Raw genomic sequence first — 16,252 nt, forward strand, 5'->3', positions numbered from 1 at the left:
TGTGCCTGCGACCTGCCATCCCAATTCTCCTTCGGGTTCCAGACTATGATACAATCTGGACCACTCAGAAGGGGGCAGCTCACTGATCGCGCCGCGGCTCGCGCTCGATTTCTACCGCAGGGCAGGCGCGAGTGGCGACTTCTACCGGCTGTTCATGGTTCCCGGCATGAGCCATTGCCAGGGTGGCACCGGCCCCGTGGATTTCGGCCAGTCCGCCGCCGCGCCCGCCGCGACGGCCGATGCCGACCACGACATCCGCGAGGCGCTCGAACACTGGGTGGAGCAGCATGTCGCGCCTGTCCGCCTGCTGGCGAGCAAACCCGGCAGCAACGTCGTGGCCGAGCTCCGCCCGGAACAAGCCGGCCATTGACCCCGCTGCGGGTTTCGACCCGTGTGCGCTGCTTCACAGAAGCGCTCCCGTCGACAAGCGAGAATGATCGCCTATGGTTGCGGGAATGACCAAATACGCCGCGTTCATCAGCTACAGCCACGCGGACCAGGTCGCCGCGCGCTGGCTGCACCAGGCGCTCGAAACCTATCGCCTGCCGCGCGCGCTGATCGGAACGCCGTCCGCATTCGGTCCAGTTCCCCGCCGCCTGCCGCCGGTGTTCCGCGATCGTGACGAGCTGCCGGCCAGCGGCGACCTTGGCGAGAAGCTGCGCAACGCGCTCGCGGATTCCCGCTTCCAGATCGTGCTGTGCAGCCCGCGCGCCGCCCGGTCGAAATGGGTCAACGAGGAAATCCTCACTTTCAAGCGCATCCATGGCGAGCAGCGCACGCTGGCGGTGATCCTTTCCGGCGAACCCTATGCGGGCGGCGATACCGAATGCTTCCCGCCCGCGCTGCGCTTTCACCTGGGTTCCGACGGCGAGTTGTCCGACGATCCGGCGGAGCCGATCGCCGCCGACCTGCGGCCGGGCAAGGACGGCAAGCGCCTCGCGCTGCTGAAGCTGGTCGCGGGCATCGCCGACGTCCGGCTGGACGCGCTGGTCCGGCGCGACGCCGCGCGGCGGCAGCGGCGGCTGATGTGGATCACCGGGGCGTCGCTGGCAGTGATGGTGGTGACGATCGGGCTGGCGATTTACGCGGAGAGCCAGCGGCGGATCGCGGTCCAGCAGCAGCTGCTGGCCAATCGCAGCCTCGATTTCCTGATCGGCACGTTCGAGATCGCGAACCCGGCGACGGAGAACCCGCGCACGATCACCGCGCTCACCATCCTGAACCGGGCCAGCCGCCGCGCCGGCGTCGAGCTGAGGGGCGAACCGGCGGTCAGCGCGCGGCTGCTCCGGGCGACCGGTGAAATCTACTATAATCTCGGCCTGCCCAAAGAGGCGGCGGTCGATCTGCGCGCGGCGCTGATGCGGACACCGGAGAAGGGCGAAGAGCGCGCGCGCATCCTGCTCAAGCTGGCATCGGTGGATTTCAAGCGCGGCGATCTTGCCGCAACCCGGCGGGACATCGCGGCGGCTGCCTCCGCTTATCCCAAGAACGCCGACTACGCGCCCGTGCTGGATGCCGAGGTGATCGAGCAGAGAGGCATGGCGGAGATTCTCGCCGGGCAATATGCCGAGTCCGCGCGCCTGTTTGGAGAGGCGGCCGCCCGTTATGCCAAGCTGGACGGCGACCATCGCCAGGAACTCGGAAACATATGGATGGAGCAGGCCCAATCGCTGATCCGTCTCAAGCGCTTCGATGAGGCCGAGCGACTCTTCGCCCGTGCGCGTGCCATCTTCGCGGCGCGCTTTGGCGAAAATCATGTGCTGACCGCGACCGCCATCCAGAATCAGGCGCTTGCGGATTTCGAGCGCGGCGACGCCGGACGCGCAGCGCGGCGTATCGACCAGGCGCTCGCGATCTACGAGAAGGTACTGGACAGCAATCACCCGAAGATTGCCAGTGCGCTGATCCTGATGGGGCGTATCCGGACGGCCGAGGGCGATTACGGAAATGCGATCCGCGCACTGGACCGCGCCCGAAACCTGTACGCACGCCTGTACGGTCCGCGCAACGCCGCGGTGGGCGACGCCGATTTCTATGCGGCAGATGCGGAGGCCAGGCGCGGTGCAACCGATGCGGCGCTGGAGCGACTGGCGCGCACGAAGTCGATCTATGACGAGAATTACGGTCCCGAGGATCCGGATCAAGTCGAGCTGCTGATGGCGCGTTCCCGCATCCTGGCCAGGGCGGGGCGCAGGGCCGACGCGTGGCGGGATTGCAATGCCGGGGCCTTACTGCAGGCCAAGCTCGATGCGTCGGACCCCGAATTGCCCAGGACGCGCGCAACCTGCGCGGCGCTTGCCGCCCCCGGTTGAGACCAGTCGAGTCGCTTTGATCCTATTCTCACGACTGGAATAGGGTTAATATGGCAGCGTCATCGAAGGGGGTTTCGTATGATGCACAACAGTAATGGTCGGCGTCTTGCGCACCGGCTCTTCGCTTCCAGCGCCCCATTGGCGCTGATCGCTGCTTTTGCGGCGACCCCTGCAAAGGCGATCGTGATCGAGAACGTCACAATCGACAACAGCTATGGCTATGTGATCGGCAATCAGCCGGCAGTGGGCCCGCAGCCGGGCGGATCGACGCAGTCGTCCTTTGTCGGCTTCAAGTCACCCGGAGAGCAGGCCGAACTGGGCCTCAATTACAACGCCACGGCGGATAAGGGCGGGTTCTTCTTTCTCCACGATCATTATTGCGTCGGCGTCTGCGCGACGGTCAGCTCGACCCAGATCACGTTCGACCTGTTCAATGACGGCGACGGGCGGGAAGCGACGCGGTTCGATTCCCAGATCACGCCGGGCCACCTCGCGCGGATATTCGGTGAGGGCCGCAAGTTCGGCTCGTTCGACTTTACGGTGACGCAAGTGATCGGCGACCAGACGATCGAACTGTATCACGCCAGCGGCAATGTCGGCCCCGAGTCGATCTCTCTCGACACCGGCGGGCTGGCCTATAACGGCCTCACCCACACCGTCGACCCGAGCGGGAAATTCGAAGTCTATGACTGGGGCACGACGAACCTGAACCTTCCGCTGAATGTGATCTCCGGGTTCCAGAGATCGCAGCTGATATATACGGCGACATACCAGACGACGGTGCTGGCGACCTGCCCGGATGTCACCGATTGCGCCGGCGTGGAGGTCGCGTTCGGCGATCCGCGCAACAATGGCGGCGTGATCAACATCAGCGACGCTGCCGACCTGAAGGGTGTCGATCTGAATGCCGTCGAGCTGACGCGGCCGGTCATCGGGGGATTGTACGATCCCGTCTTTGTCAAATACGCATTCGTGCCGGCTGGGTCCGATCTGCCGCCGCCGCCGGATGCCGCACCCCATTCGACCTACAACCGGCTGTTCCAGTCGAACGTTCTTGCGGTGCCCGAGCCCGCCAGCTGGGCGATGATGCTGGGCGGCTTCGGGATCATCGGGACCGCGATCCGGCGGCGGCGCAAGGACCGCTTGGCCGCCGCCTAGCGCGCGGAAGCTATTCGGCGACGGCCTCGGCGGCGTGCAGCAGCGTGGTGGCGGGGCGCCGGCGCAAAGCGTACAGCGGATATTGACCGAACCCCTTCGGCAAGTCGATCTTGCCGACATAGGTCGCGCTGAACCGGTCCGACGAGGTATTGGCGAGCACCGCGGCCAGCGGCTCGCTCGCATAGACGCTGCCGGGAGGGGTCAGCGCCTCCACTCGCGCCGCGCGCGAGATTTCGGTGCCGTAGAAGGTCTCGCGATTGGTGATCGGGTCCTGCCCGAAATAGACCGGCCCGAAATGAAGGCTGACGCGCATCTGGGTCGGGCGGTCGCGGCCAAGCTCCTCCGGCGCGATGCCGAGCAGCGCCGCCTGGAGCGCGAGCCCCGCGTCGGCGGCCGCCTCGGCGGTGTCGAACACCGCGAACACCGCGTCGCCCCAGCTGTTCGCGAAATCCAGCGTCGCGCTGTAGCGGGCGAGCACGTCGCCGGCCGTCGCCATTACCCGTGACCAGAAATGCGGCAGCCGGTCTTCGGTGATGCGGGTGAACCCGGGAAAGTCCGCGAACATGAACGCCTTCAGGCAGCGGTCCGGCGGCGCGATGTCGCTGCCGCTATAGGCGATCGATCGATCGAGGCCGTCGGCGGGTATCACGAACGTCGTGCCGCCGGTCGACCGCCACTCCTGCACGTCATGGCCGGTGCCGGCTGGGCCGCCCTTGGCCTTGCCGTCCCAGATCGCGAGCTGGACGGCGCGCGTGCACAGATGCTGGGCCCTGAGGCGTGCCATCCCCATCGCAACGGTCGCGCCATAGCCGAATTGGGCCGGGTCATGGACGTAATTGGCGAGCGTGGCGAAGCTGATCCCGGCCGCTTTCTCGCGCACCGCATAATAGCGTTTCAGCCATTCGTCGCCGGCCGGCAGCACCGAGCTGGCGATGAAATCGTCCTCGCGGAACGGGAAGACGAGATTGAGGGTGGCGCCGCGCGCGAGCAGCCGCTCCGCGATCACAATGTCGGCGCCGGCCGCCAGAGCGCCATAGCCAAAGCCGATGTTCAGCGCCGCCAGCTGGTCGTCGATGGCGGCTGCGAGCGTGGCCTCGGTGGCCGGATCGGCCCGGAAGATGTGACCGGAGAAAGTCGCGACCGCCGGCGGGGTCAGGCGGCTGATGATCGGGCGCAACTGGTGGCCGCCCGAGCGGTGGCGCGCGAGCAGCTCGAATTGCCGCAGCGTCGTCGATCGCGCGCCGACATCGGCGCCCGGCAGCTTGAGCGCGAGCTCGATCGCCGCCATCGCCTCGGCTTCGCGGCCAAGAATGGCGAGCGCCTCCGCCCGTGTCGCGGCGCCGTAATAGTCGGCCGGGGCATCGACGGACGGCGCGCCAAGCGCCGCCTGCGCGAACTGGCGCGCCCGGTCCTCGTCCCCGGCAAGCAGGTTCAGCGTGGCGGCATTGATCGCCGGAAACGGGTCCAAGCTGCGACGATAGGCCTCCGCATAGGCTTCCGCGGCCAGCTTGAGGCCCGAATAGGCGGCGCCGTTCTGGAGGGCCTGATCCTTCAGCAGCCGCGCGCCGAGCGCCTGGCTGTCGACGTCGCCGGCCGTCGACAGGCCGCTCTGCTGATAGAGCCGCATCGCCTGCTCCGCCTCGCCCATGCGCGCCATGGCGAGCACCGCGATATAGGAGAGCTCGGCCGAGGTGCCGCTTCCGCCGTCCTGGCGCGCCAGATCATAGGCCGAGAGCAGGTCGCCGCGCCCGATCGCCGCGCGTGCGCGCTCGACCAGGGAGGGCTGCGACCACATCTTCACGGGAAGGGCGCCCGGCCGCGACCGCGTGGGAGAGGAACACAGGGCCGATCTGGCTGCATCGACTCAAATGTTAGCGTGCCGATGGGCAATTGAACATGGAGCAGGGAATCGGCATGTGCCGCGCCGAACACCGCGCTCGCTTTCAAGAGAGACCAGATCGTTGCTTCATTCCTGTTTGAGCCGCCGCGATCTGATGCGCGGCGCCGCGTTCGCCGGCGGCGGCGCCGCCCTGCTGTCGCACCTTCCGGCCTGGGCGCAGCCGGTTTCGGCCGGCATGGCGCCGCTGCCGACCGTTTCGGGCGAGGACATCACGCTCAAGATCGCGCGCCAGAGCCTGAAGGTCGATGGCCGGCCGAGCCGCGCAATCGGCATCAACGGCACCGTACCGGGCCCCCTGATCCGGCTGCGCGAAGGCCAGCCTGTGCGGCTGCATGTGCAGAACGCCCTGGACGAGGACAGCTCGATCCACTGGCACGGCCTGCTCCTGCCCGCGCAGTTCGATGGCGTGCCGGGGGTGTCCTTCCCCGGCATCCCGGCGCATTCGACCTTCACGTACGAATTCCCGATCCGGCAGGCGGGCACCTATTGGTACCACAGCCATTCCGGCTTCCAGGAGCAGCTTGGCCTCTACGGCCCGATCGTGATCGACCCGGCCGATGCTGACCCCGTTGCCTTTGACCGCGAGCATGTCGTCGTGCTCTCCGACCACAGCCGGATGGCGCCGGAGACGATCCTGCGAAAGCTGAAGCAGCAGCCGGGCTATTTCAACTATCACAGGCAGACCCTGGCCGGGCTGCTCGCCGGCCGCGGCCAGTCCCTTGCCGAGCGGCTGGAATGGGGCGCGATGCGGATGGACCCGACCGACATCGCGGACGTGACGGGGGCGGTCTATACTTTCCTCGTCAACGGCCATGGCCCTGGCGACAATTGGACCGCATTGTTCACCCCGGGCGAGCGGGTGCGGCTGCGCGTCATCAACGCCTCCGCGATGACGACCTTCAACGTCCGCATTCCGGGCCTTCCGCTCACCATCGTGCAGGCCGACGGCAATAATGTACGCCCGATCGAGGTGGATGAGTTCCAGATCGGCGTCGCCGAGACCTATGACGTGATCGTCACGCCACCCGACGATCGCGCCTATGCGCTGATCGGCGAGAGCATCGACCGCTCGGGGCTGGCGCGCGCCACGCTGGCGCCGCGCGCGGGGATGGCAGCGCCGGTCCCGCCGCTGCGCACGCCGCCGGTCGCCACGATGCGGGACATGGGCATGGATATGTCCGGCATGGACCATGCCGGGCACGACATGAGCATGGGGATGCGCGACTTCGCCAATGCCGCCCAGGTCGAGCGAAACCCGGGCGTCCAGACCATCTCACCGATGCCGGTGGACCGGACCGGCGAGCCGGGACAGGGGCTGGAAGACGTCGGCCACCGCGTGCTCGTCTATCGCGACCTGGTCGCGCTCGACCGCAACCCCGACCCTCGCGCGCCCGCTCGTTCGGTCGACGTCCATCTGACCGGCAACATGGAACGCTTCATGTGGTCGTTCGACGGGGTGAAGATGTCGGACAAGATGGAGCCGCTGCCGTTCTTCCACAACGAACGGGTGCGGGTGAACCTGATCAACGACACGATGATGGGGCATCCGATCCACCTTCACGGTCATTTCTTCGAGCTGGTGACCGGCCATGGCGACCACGCGCCGCGCAAGCACACGGTGATCGTGCAGCCGGGCGGCAAGGTCAGCTTCGACCTGACCGCCGACGCGCTCGGCGACTGGGCATTCCACTGCCATCTGCTCTACCACATGGAAGCGGGCATGATGCGCGTCGTCAGCGTCCGCGCGCGCGAGGGGCAGGCGTGATGCGGCTCGTGCAGGCACTCGCCGGGATCGCGCTTTCGGTGGCAATGCCCGCCGCGGCGCAGGACCATTCGATGCACGGCCAGCATGGCGGCCACGACACGCCCGCCGCGACGCAGGATCATTCGATGCACGGCCAGCACGGCGGTCACGATATGCCCGCCGCTCCCGTTCCGGCCGCAGAGGCAAAGGCACCGCCGGTCCCGACGGACCATTATGCCGACCGCTTTTTTCCGATCGCGGAGATGGGCCGTGCCCGTCACGCCATGATGAAGGAAATGGGCGGCCGCAGCTTTTATCAGGTCATGTTCAACCTGGCCGAGTACCAGGCCCGCAAGGGCAGCGACGGCTATCGCTGGGACGGCGAAGCCTGGTTCGGCGGCGACATCGACCGGCTGACGCTGAAAACGGAAGGCGAAGCGACGGCACGCGACGGCGTGGACAGCGCCGAGGTCCAGGCGCTCTACAGTCGCGCGATCGGACCCTATTTCAACATTCAGGCCGGCATTCGGCACGACATCCAGCCCGGTCCCGCGCGGACCTACGCGACCGTCGGCGTCGAGGGGCTGGCGCCCTATTGGCTCGAGGTCGAAGGGGCGCTGTTCCTGTCGGACAAGGGCGACCTGCTCGCCCGGGTCGAAGGCTATTACGACCAGCGGATCACCGAGCGGCTGATGCTGCAGCCGCGCGTGGAGCTGAACCTCGCGGCCCAGGACGTGCCGGCAAACCGCATCGGCGCCGGCCTCTCCAATGCCGAGCTCGGGCTGCGCCTGCGCTACGAAATCGCACGCGAGTTCGCGCCCTATGTCGGCGTCTCCTACGAGCGCAAGCTTGGCCACACCGCGCGCTTCGCCCGGGCGGCGGGCGACGACGTATCGGAAACCGGGCTGGTCCTTGGCGTGAGGTTCTGGTTCTGATCGGGACGCGCGGGCTTTCGACCCGCGACCGGGGCCGCTAGGCTGCCGCCATGCTCCTGACCGACATCATTCGCGCGGGCGCGGCGCGGTATGGACCCGAGGTCGCGGTCCGCTTCGGCGACGAAGCCTTGAGCTTCGCTGCGGTGGATGCGCTCTCGACCGGAATGGCGTTGCGGCTTGGCCGAGATCTTAGCGCTGGCGCAATGCTCGGCATCCTGGCCAGCAACGGGCTGATGAGCCTGCCGCTCGACTTCGCCTGCGCCAAGGCGCGGGTGGTGCGGGTGCCGTTGAACGCGCGCCTGTCACTAACCGAGCACGAGACGATGCTTCGGCGCGCGGGCGTCGGGCTGCTCGTCTATTCGCCGGACCAGCGGGAGCGCGCGGAGGTGCTGGCTGGCCTCGTTCCCGGCCTCGGCCTGCTTGCGCTCGACGAGCTCGCGACCGGGGCCGATGTGGAGGGCGGGCCGCTGCCGGAGCCGGCGGCGGACGATCCGGTGCTGGCGGTGTTCACGTCGGGCACGACGGGCCGGCTCAAGGCCGTGGTCCACAGCCAGGCGAGCTATGGCGCGGTCGCGCTGAACATCCTCGGCAATCTCGTCGATCCGCGCCGTGGCGACGCGATGCTTCACGCCGCGTCGCTGTTCCATGCATCGGGAACGCTGCTGCTGCCCTATTGGCTTCGCGGCGGGGCCGCCGCCGTCCTCCCCGGGTTCGAGCCGGCAGCCTATATGGATGCAGTCGAAAGATGGCGTCCCACCGCGGTCATGCTGGTGCCGACGATGCTGGGCATGCTGCTCGACCATCCCGGCTTCGATCCGGCGCGGTTTTCGTCGGTCGACACGATCCTTTACGGTGCGTCGCCCATGCCGCGGCCGCTGATCGAGCGGGCGCTGGCGGCGCTCGGCCCGCGCTTCGTCCAATTCTACGGCCAGACCGAGGCGCCGCTCGCGATCGCCGCCCTGAGCAAGGAAGACCATCGGGATTCATGCCGGCTCGGCGCCTGCGGCCGCCCCGCCCGCGACGTGGAGGTCCGCGTGGAGGCCCCCCCCGGCGAGCCCGGCGAGGTCCTGCTCCGCGCGCCGTTCCGGATGGTCGGCTATCATGACGAGCCTGCGCTCACCGCCGAGACGATCACGAGCGACGGCTGGCTCAGAACGCGCGACATCGGTCGGATCGACGAAGACGGCTATCTGACGTTGGTCGATCGAACATCGGACATGATCGTGACCGGCGGCTACAACGTCTATCCGAAGGAAGTGGAGGATACGCTGCTCGCCCATCCGGCGGTTCGCGAAGCCGTGGTGGTGGGCGTGCCCGACGCGAAATGGGGCGAGGCGGTGCTGGCCTTCGTGGTGCTTCGATCCGGGGCGAGCGCGCAGGCGGACGCGCTGCGCAGTCACTGCCAGGAGCGGCTGGCGCGCTACAAGACGCCGAAGGAGATCCGCTTCTTGGACGCCGTGCCGGTCAGCGCGGTCGGCAAGCCGCTGCGCCGGGCGCTTCGCGATCCGTTCTGGACCGGGCGCGACAGGAGAGTGGGATGAGCAAGGTCCTCCTTGAGCGGCGCGGGCATGCGACGGTGGTGACGATCAATCGCCCCGAGCGCCGCAACGCGGTTGACGCCGAAACCGCGAGTCTGCTCCGCACGGCGTTCGACGCGTTCGATTCGGATCCCGATGCGCGCGTCGCGGTGCTGACCGGCGCCGGCGGCAGCTTCTGCGCGGGCTATGACCTGCACAGCGTCGCGTCCGCGCCGCCGCCCTACGACCCGAACGGCCCGGGCCCGATGGGGCCGACCCGGATGCTGCTGTCCAAGCCCGTCATCGCGGCGGTCGAAGGGCATGCGGTCGCGGGCGGGCTGGAGCTGGCGCTGTGGTGCGATCTGCGCGTGGCCTCGGCTAGCGCCACTTTCGGAGTGTTCTGCCGCCGCTGGGGCGTCCCGCTGATCGACGGCGGCACCGTCAGGCTGCCGCGGATCGTCGGACAGGGCCGCGCGCTCGACATGATCCTGACCGGGCGGCCCGTGGGCGCCGAGGAAGCGCTGGCGATCGGGCTCGCCAACCGCGTCACGCGAGAGGGTGAGGCGCTCGACGGAGCTCTCGAACTGGCGGACGCGATTGCGGCTGTCCCGCAGATGTGCATGCGCGCCGATCGGCTTTCGGCATATCGGCAATGGGACGCCGACCTGACCGGCGCGCTGCGGGCGGAAGCGATCGGAGGCGAGGCGCCGCTCCGCGCGGAAGGACTGGCAGGGGCCGGGCGCTTCGCCGGCGGCGCCGGCCGCGGCGGGCAATTCCAAGGCTAAACAACCGGCGGGACACTGTCCTTTCCTTCGATGCGGTCGCGCGAAAGCGCCGACCGCGCCAGCAGCATCAGCGACACCGGCGTCGTCACCGTCACGAACAGCAGGATCAGCAGCTCGTGCGCGACGAAGCGGGACTGGAGCGCGGAAAAGCAGGTGATCGAGCTCAGCACGATGAATAATGTGCCGAGCGTCGTGCCGAGCGTCGGCGCATGGACGCGCTCGTAGAAAGTCCTCAGCCGCAACAGGCCCAGCGCGCCGATGAGGGTGATGCCGGCGCCGAGCAGGATGAACAGCGCGGTGAGAATGGCCGCCCAGGCGGGAAGGTCCGGCGCCTGCGTCATTCGATCACCTCGCCGCGCATCAGGAACTTGGCCAGCGCCACGGTCCCAGCGAAACCGACCAAAGCGATCGTCAGCGCCGCCTCGAAATAGAGCGTGCGGCCGGTCTGGATGCCGAATGTGACCAGCATCAGCATCGCGGTCGCGTAGAATGTGTCGAGGCCGAGGATACGGTCCTGCGCCCTCGGCCCGAACAGGAGCCGATAGGCCGCGCAGGCGGCGGCCAGCCCGAGCATCACCTGCGCGGCGGTAATGGCCCAGGCGAGCTGCAGCGTGGTCATCCGAAAATCTCCATCAGCGGGCGCTCGTAGCGGTGCTTGGTTTCGCGAATCCATGCGTCCGGGTCGACGAGATCGAGAACATGGACGACCAGCACGTTCGCGCGCCGGTCGAACTCGACCCAGATAGTGCCGGGTGTGGCGGTGATGATGCAGGCGAGGACGGTCAGGCCGTAGCGGCTCCGCATGTCGAGCGGCAGCCGCACGAAGCCGGACACGCGTTCCGGCCGGTCGCGCAGCAGCACGATCCGGGCGACCGCGACGTTCGACCGCACGATATCGGCGAACACGATCGCGGCGAGGCGGGGGATCGGCCGGACCGAGCGGATGCCGGCGTCTTCGGGCTGAAGCGCCGCCATCGCGTGGGAGCCGAGCACGGCGACGATCGCGCCGAGAACGAGCTGGCCAGGCGACAGCGACGCGGTCAGCAGCAGCCACATGAGGAGGATGCCGAGGGCCAGCAGCGGATGGGGAAGCAGGCGCTTCATCGCGCCACGCCCGGCGGTGGTCCCGCCGCTCCCGGCAGCGCCCGGGCGGCCGCCTCCATATAGACGTAAGCCGGGCCGGCGAAGACCGTAAGCCCCAGGCAGAGCGCCAGCAACAGGCCGACCGGCGCCGCCTCGGCCAGGCGCAGCGTCCGCGGCGCGCGCTCCGACGCCCAGAGGAGATCGATGCCGGCGCGGCTGGCCGCGATGATCGTCGCCATCCCGGAGACGATGATCAGCGCGATCAGGGTCCAGCGCGCCCAGCCGATCGGGGGCTGCGCGTCCAGCAGCCCGTCGATGATCGCGAACTTGGCGACGAAGCCGGACAGCGGCGGCAGGCCGGCAAGCAGCAGCGCGCACATCAGGAAGCCGCCGCCCAGGATCGCGAGCGTCGCGGGAATGACGACGCCGACTTCGTCTCCTTCATCGTCCGGGTCATGGACGACCTCGTCCTCGAAGACCGGGTCGGCTGCGGCGGCGACGTTCGGCTCTGCTTCGTTGCGCGCGATCGGCTCGATCAGCAAATAGAGCGCGCCGACCGCCAGCGTGGAGCTGACCAGGTAGAACAGGGCTCCCGCCAGCGGTCCGCCGCCGGCGATGGTCGCAAGCAGGATGCCGGAGGAAATGATCAGGCTGAACCCGGCGAGGCGCGACAAGGTCCGCGACGCAAGCACGCCGATCGTGCCGAACAGGATCGTCGCCATGCCGCCGGCCTGCAGCCATTGCCCGGCGATCGACGCCGGATCGGCGGCCTCTCCGCCCCTCCCCAGCAGCAGGACCCGCAGCACCGCGTACACGCCGACCTTGCTGAGGATCGCGAACAGGGCGGCAACCGGCGGGCTGGCGGCGGAATAGGTCGTCGGCAGCCAGAAGCCGACCGGCCACATCGCGGCCTTGATCAGGAAGGCGACGCCCAGGATCGCGAGGCCGCTTTGCAAGAGCATCCGGTCGCTCTCCGGCACCGACGGCATGCGGATGGCGAGGTCGGCGATGTTGAGCGTGCCCGTCGTCCCGTAGATCAGGCTGGCCCCGACCAGGAAGAGCAGCGACGTCGCGACGTTGATCGTCACATAATGTAGCGCCGCGCTCACCCGCGCGCGGCCGGAGCCGTGCAGCAGCAGCCCATAGGACGCCGCCAGCAGAACCTCGAAGAACACGAACAGGTTGAACAGGTCGCCGGTCAGGAAGGCGCCGTTCAGCCCCATCAGCTGGAGCAGGAACAGCGCGTGAAAGCGCGGCCCCCCCCGGTCCCAGCGCGCGGATGCGTAGATCAGCGATGCCAGGCCGAGCACGCTGGCGAGTGCGAGCATCATCGCCGACAGCCGGTCCACGATCAGGGTGATGCCGAACGGCGCCGGCCAGCCGCCGATCGCATAGACGATCGCGGCGGCGCTGCCCGCCCGGCCGACGAGCACTATCGAGATTCCCACCAGCGCGATCGTCGTCAGCATCGCGACCGCAAGCTTGGCCCCGCGCCGGCGCTCGTCGAACAGCAGCATCAGCGCGCTGGCGGCGAGCGGCAGCAGGATCGGCGCGACCGCGAGATGATCGATCCATGCGGCCATGGCTAGGGCTCGTCCCCGTCGACATGATCGTTGCCGGTCAGCCCGCGAGACACCAGCAGCACGACGAGCAGCAGCGCTGTCATCGCGAAGGAGATCACGATCGCGGTCAGCACCAGCGCCTGCGGCAGCGGATCGGCATAGGCGGCCGGATCCGGCGCCGCGTCGCGGCCGACGATCGCCGGCGCGTCGACGCGCAGCCGCCCCATCGTGTAGATGAACAGATTGACGGCATACGACATCAGCGACAGGCCCAGCACCACCTGGAAGGTGCGCGGGCGCAGCACCAGCCACACACCCGAGGCGGTCAGGACGCCGATGCCGAGGGCGAGAACGATTTCCATCAGCTCTCCCCGGCCCTGGAGAGCGGCTTGCGGATCGACTGGTGGGCGATCGCGATCAGCATCAAGGCGGTCGCGCCGACCACCAGCACGAACACGCCGAGATCGAACAGCAGCGCGCTGGCCGCCGGCACGCGGCCGAACAGCGGCAGGTCGAGATAGCTGAAATAGGTGGTGAGGAACGGGCGCCCGACGATCAGCGCCGCCGCCCCGGTCAGCACGGCCAGGAGCAGGCCGATGCCGATCCACCGGACCGGCTGCACCCGCAGCCGCGCCTCCACCGACCGCGTTCCCGCCGCCATATATTGGAGGATCAGCGCGGTCGCCATCGTAACGCCGGCAATGAAGCCGCCGCCGGGCATGTCGTGGCCGCGCACCCACAGATAGAGCGCGAGCGCGACGATGAAGGGGAACAGCCATTCCATCAGCACGCGCGGGATCATCAGATAGTCGACCAGCGTGTCCCCGACCTCCCGCCCGCTCTGCGCGTCGTCATAGGCGTTCTGCAGCCTCTGCTGCGCCGGCAGGCCCAGGCTTTCCGGGGCGGGGCGGAAGCGCCGGAGCAAGGCGAAGACGGTCAGCGCGACGATCGCGAGCACCGTGATCTCGCCCAGCGTGTCGAAGCTGCGGAAATCGACCAGGATGACGTTGACGACGTTGGTGCCGCCCGCGTCCGGATAGGCGCGCTCCATGTAGAAGCGGGAAACCGCGTCGGCGGGCGGAGCCCGCGTCAGCGCGGCATAGGCCAGCAGCCCCAGGCCCAGCCCGGCCGCGACCGCGATCGCGGCGTCGACGGCGCGGCGGAACGGGAAGGCCGCACCTTTCGCGGGTGCGAGCGCGGCGCTGCGCTGCGGCAGCCAGCGGAGCCCGAGGAGAAGGAGCACCGTCGTGACCGTTTCGACCAGCAGCTGCGTCAGGGCCAGGTCGGGCGCCGACAGCCAGACGAAGCTGATGCAGCTCACCAGGCCCGCCCCGCCCATCAGCACCAGGGCAGTGAGGCGGTGATATTTCGCCCGCCACGCTGCGCCGAGCGCGCAGGCTCCGCCGACGGCCCAGATCACCGCGAAGCCGGGATCGACCACGGTTCCTTCCATACCGCCCAGCGAATAGCCGTGCCGCATAACCGGCAGCAGTCCCGCCGCGATCGCCACGAACAGCAGCAGGCGAAGCTGCGGCTGAAGCCGCCGCGTCCCCAGCCGGCGCTCCAGGACGCGCGCCGCCGACGCGGTGAAGGCGAGCGCGCCGTCGAATATCCGCCGGGTGTGGAAACGGCGCAGGAGCGGCGCGCCCTCGGTCCGGTTGAGCATCTTGCCGAAGCGCAGATAGGCGATGGTGCCCAGCACCAGCGCCGCCAGACTCATCAGCATCGGCCAGGTGAAGCCGTGCCAGATCGCGAGGCTGTAGCTGGGCGTGGCGTCGCCCAGCACCGACCGGACCGCCGACGAGAGGACCGGGCCGATCGTCATCGCCGGGATGATGCCGACCAGCAGGCAGGCAAGCACCAGGATCTCGATCGGCACGCGCATCCAACGCGGCGCTTCGCCGGGCGTGCGGGCCAGCTCCGTCGGTGGCGGGCCGAAGAAGGTCTGGTGGATGAAGCGGACCGAGTAGAGCACCGCGAAGGCGCTCGCCAATGTCGCCAGCACAGGCAGCGCCTGGTCGATCACTGTGCCGCTATGCCGCTGCAGCGATTCCGACAGGAACATCTCCTTGGACAGGAACCCGTTGAGCAGCGGCACGCCCGCCATCGCGGCAGCCGCGATCATCGCCAGCGTGGCGGTGATCGGCATGAACCGGTACAGTCCGCTCAGCCGCCGCAGGTCGCGGGTGCCGGTTTCGTGGTCGATGATGCCGGCGGCCATGAACAGCGATGCCTTGAACGTGGCGTGGTTGACGACGTGGAAGATCGCCGCGACGGCCGCGAGCGGGCTGCCGAGCCCCAGCAGCAAGGTGATCAGGCCCAGATGGCTGATCGTCGAATAGGCGAGCAGGCCCTTGAGGTCCTGCTGGAAGATCGCCGCCCAGGCCCCGACCAGCAAGGTCAGCAGCCCGGCCGAGGAGACGAGGACATACCATTCGTCGGTCTGCGACAGCACCGGCCACAGACGGATCAGCACGAAGATGCCAGCCTTCACCATCGTCGCCGAGTGGAGATAGGCGGAAACCGGCGTCGGCGCGGCCATCGCTTTGGGCAACCAGAAATGGAAAGGGAATTGCGCGCTTTTCGTGAATGCGCCGATCAGGATCAGGGCCAGCGCGGGGCCGTAGAGGCCGCTCGACCGGATGAGGTCGCCCGCAGCCAGTACGCGGTCGAGGTCATAGCTGCCGACGATGTTGCCGAGCAGCAGGACGCCGGCGAACAGGCACAGGCCGCCGCCGGCTGTGGTCAGCAGCGCCATCCGCGCGGAGTCGCGGGCCGCGCGATTGTGATGCCAATAGCCGATCAGCAGGAAGGAAAAGAGGCTGGTCAGCTCCCAGAAGAAAGCGAGCTGGACGAGATTACCCGAGAGCACCAGTCCCAGCATCGATCCCGTGAAGGCCAGCAGGAACGAGAAGAAGCGCGGCACCGGATCTTCCGGCGACATATAGTAGCGCGCGTACAGCACGACGAGCGCGCCGATGCCCAGCACCAGCGTCGAGAAAAGCCATGAAAGGCCGTCCAGCCGGATGACGAGGCTGAGGCCGAGCGACGGCATCCACGCGATCTCGCCGCGAACTGCGGTGCCGTCGGCCACTGCCGGATAGAGCAGCGCGACCAGGATCAGGCCGGCCAGCGCGACGGCGCCGCTGAGCAGTGCCGCGGCATTGCGGGCGGCGGTCGGCAGGAACGCGGCGAGGATGCTTCCCGCAAAAGGGAGGACCAGGATCGAAAGGAGCAGCCCGTCAACTCCCGTCAT

Annotated in this window: 13 protein-coding genes and 1 pseudogene; 7 read left to right on the forward strand and 7 right to left on the reverse strand. The window is 68.4% G+C overall.

Annotation, left to right across the window (positions count from 1 at the left end):
* Positions 1 to 85: 85 nt before the first annotated feature.
* From GON01_RS03575 to GON01_RS17395, 3 genes and pseudogenes are all read left to right on the forward strand, one after another.
* Entirely contained in the window at positions 86 to 370 is a 285-nt protein-coding gene (locus GON01_RS03575) for a tannase/feruloyl esterase family alpha/beta hydrolase (protein ID WP_309503168.1), read from the forward strand.
* Positions 371 to 455: 85 nt separating this feature from the next.
* Positions 456 to 2,312, forward strand: a complete 1,857-nt coding sequence (locus tag GON01_RS03580) for a tetratricopeptide repeat protein (protein WP_181599872.1) — start codon at positions 456 to 458, stop codon at positions 2,310 to 2,312.
* A 1,050-nt stretch (positions 2,313 to 3,362) separates the two neighbouring features.
* Positions 3,363 to 3,470, forward strand: a pseudogene (locus tag GON01_RS17395) (PEPxxWA-CTERM sorting domain-containing protein); the annotation flags it as partial.
* A 10-nt stretch (positions 3,471 to 3,480) separates the two neighbouring features.
* Here the strand turns inward: GON01_RS17395 and GON01_RS03590 are convergent.
* Entirely contained in the window at positions 3,481 to 5,265 is a 1,785-nt protein-coding gene (locus GON01_RS03590) for an adenylate/guanylate cyclase domain-containing protein (RefSeq protein ID WP_198159772.1), read from the reverse strand.
* A 181-nt stretch (positions 5,266 to 5,446) separates the two neighbouring features.
* On the opposite strand from GON01_RS03590, the gene GON01_RS03595 reads away from it, so the two are divergent.
* The 4 genes from GON01_RS03595 to GON01_RS03610 are packed head-to-tail and all read left to right on the forward strand — an operon-like array spanning position 5,447 to position 10,351.
* Positions 5,447 to 7,135, forward strand: a complete 1,689-nt coding sequence (locus tag GON01_RS03595; RefSeq protein ID WP_258558380.1) for a copper resistance system multicopper oxidase — start codon at positions 5,447 to 5,449, stop codon at positions 7,133 to 7,135.
* Positions 7,135 to 8,049 (forward strand): copper resistance protein B, encoded by a 915-nt coding sequence (locus GON01_RS03600; RefSeq protein ID WP_157026444.1) that lies wholly within the window; start codon positions 7,135 to 7,137, stop codon positions 8,047 to 8,049. The genes GON01_RS03595 and GON01_RS03600 overlap by 1 nt, the downstream gene beginning before the upstream one ends.
* Positions 8,050 to 8,099: 50 nt before the next feature.
* The gene (locus tag GON01_RS03605) at positions 8,100 to 9,590 is read left to right on the forward strand and encodes a class I adenylate-forming enzyme family protein (protein WP_157026019.1); all 1,491 of its coding nucleotides are present in this window, start codon (positions 8,100 to 8,102) and stop codon (positions 9,588 to 9,590) included.
* Entirely contained in the window at positions 9,587 to 10,351 is a 765-nt protein-coding gene (locus GON01_RS03610; RefSeq protein WP_157026020.1) for a crotonase/enoyl-CoA hydratase family protein, read from the forward strand. Before GON01_RS03605 ends, GON01_RS03610 begins: the two co-directional genes overlap by 4 nt.
* On the opposite strand, the gene mnhG is transcribed toward GON01_RS03610, so the two are convergent.
* Genes mnhG through GON01_RS03640 form a run of 6 tightly spaced genes read right to left on the reverse strand, consistent with a single transcriptional unit; the run spans position 10,348 to position 16,252 of the window.
* Positions 10,348 to 10,692, reverse strand: a complete 345-nt coding sequence (gene mnhG, locus GON01_RS03615) for a monovalent cation/H(+) antiporter subunit G (protein ID WP_157026021.1) — start codon at positions 10,690 to 10,692, stop codon at positions 10,348 to 10,350. The two genes, GON01_RS03610 and mnhG, sit on opposite strands and share 4 nt — an antisense overlap.
* The gene (locus tag GON01_RS03620; RefSeq protein ID WP_157026022.1) at positions 10,689 to 10,970 is read right to left on the reverse strand and encodes a K+/H+ antiporter subunit F; all 282 of its coding nucleotides are present in this window, start codon (positions 10,968 to 10,970) and stop codon (positions 10,689 to 10,691) included. The genes mnhG and GON01_RS03620 overlap by 4 nt, the downstream gene beginning before the upstream one ends.
* Positions 10,967 to 11,455 (reverse strand): Na+/H+ antiporter subunit E, encoded by a 489-nt coding sequence (locus GON01_RS03625; RefSeq protein ID WP_157026023.1) that lies wholly within the window; start codon positions 11,453 to 11,455, stop codon positions 10,967 to 10,969. Before GON01_RS03625 ends, GON01_RS03620 begins: the two co-directional genes overlap by 4 nt.
* Positions 11,452 to 13,017, reverse strand: a complete 1,566-nt coding sequence (locus GON01_RS03630; RefSeq protein WP_157026024.1) for a monovalent cation/H+ antiporter subunit D — start codon at positions 13,015 to 13,017, stop codon at positions 11,452 to 11,454. The genes GON01_RS03625 and GON01_RS03630 overlap by 4 nt, the downstream gene beginning before the upstream one ends.
* A 2-nt stretch (positions 13,018 to 13,019) precedes the next feature.
* On the reverse strand, positions 13,020 to 13,358 hold the full coding sequence (locus GON01_RS03635; protein ID WP_157026025.1) for a Na+/H+ antiporter subunit C: 339 nt from the start codon (positions 13,356 to 13,358) through the stop codon (positions 13,020 to 13,022).
* A complete protein-coding gene (locus GON01_RS03640) occupies positions 13,358 to 16,252 on the reverse strand; it encodes a monovalent cation/H+ antiporter subunit A (protein WP_157026026.1) in 2,895 nt (964 codons plus the stop codon). The genes GON01_RS03635 and GON01_RS03640 overlap by 1 nt, the downstream gene beginning before the upstream one ends.

It is taken from the genome of Sphingomonas horti (assembly GCF_009753715.1).
GTDB lineage: Bacteria > Pseudomonadota > Alphaproteobacteria > Sphingomonadales > Sphingomonadaceae > Sphingomonas_B > Sphingomonas_B horti.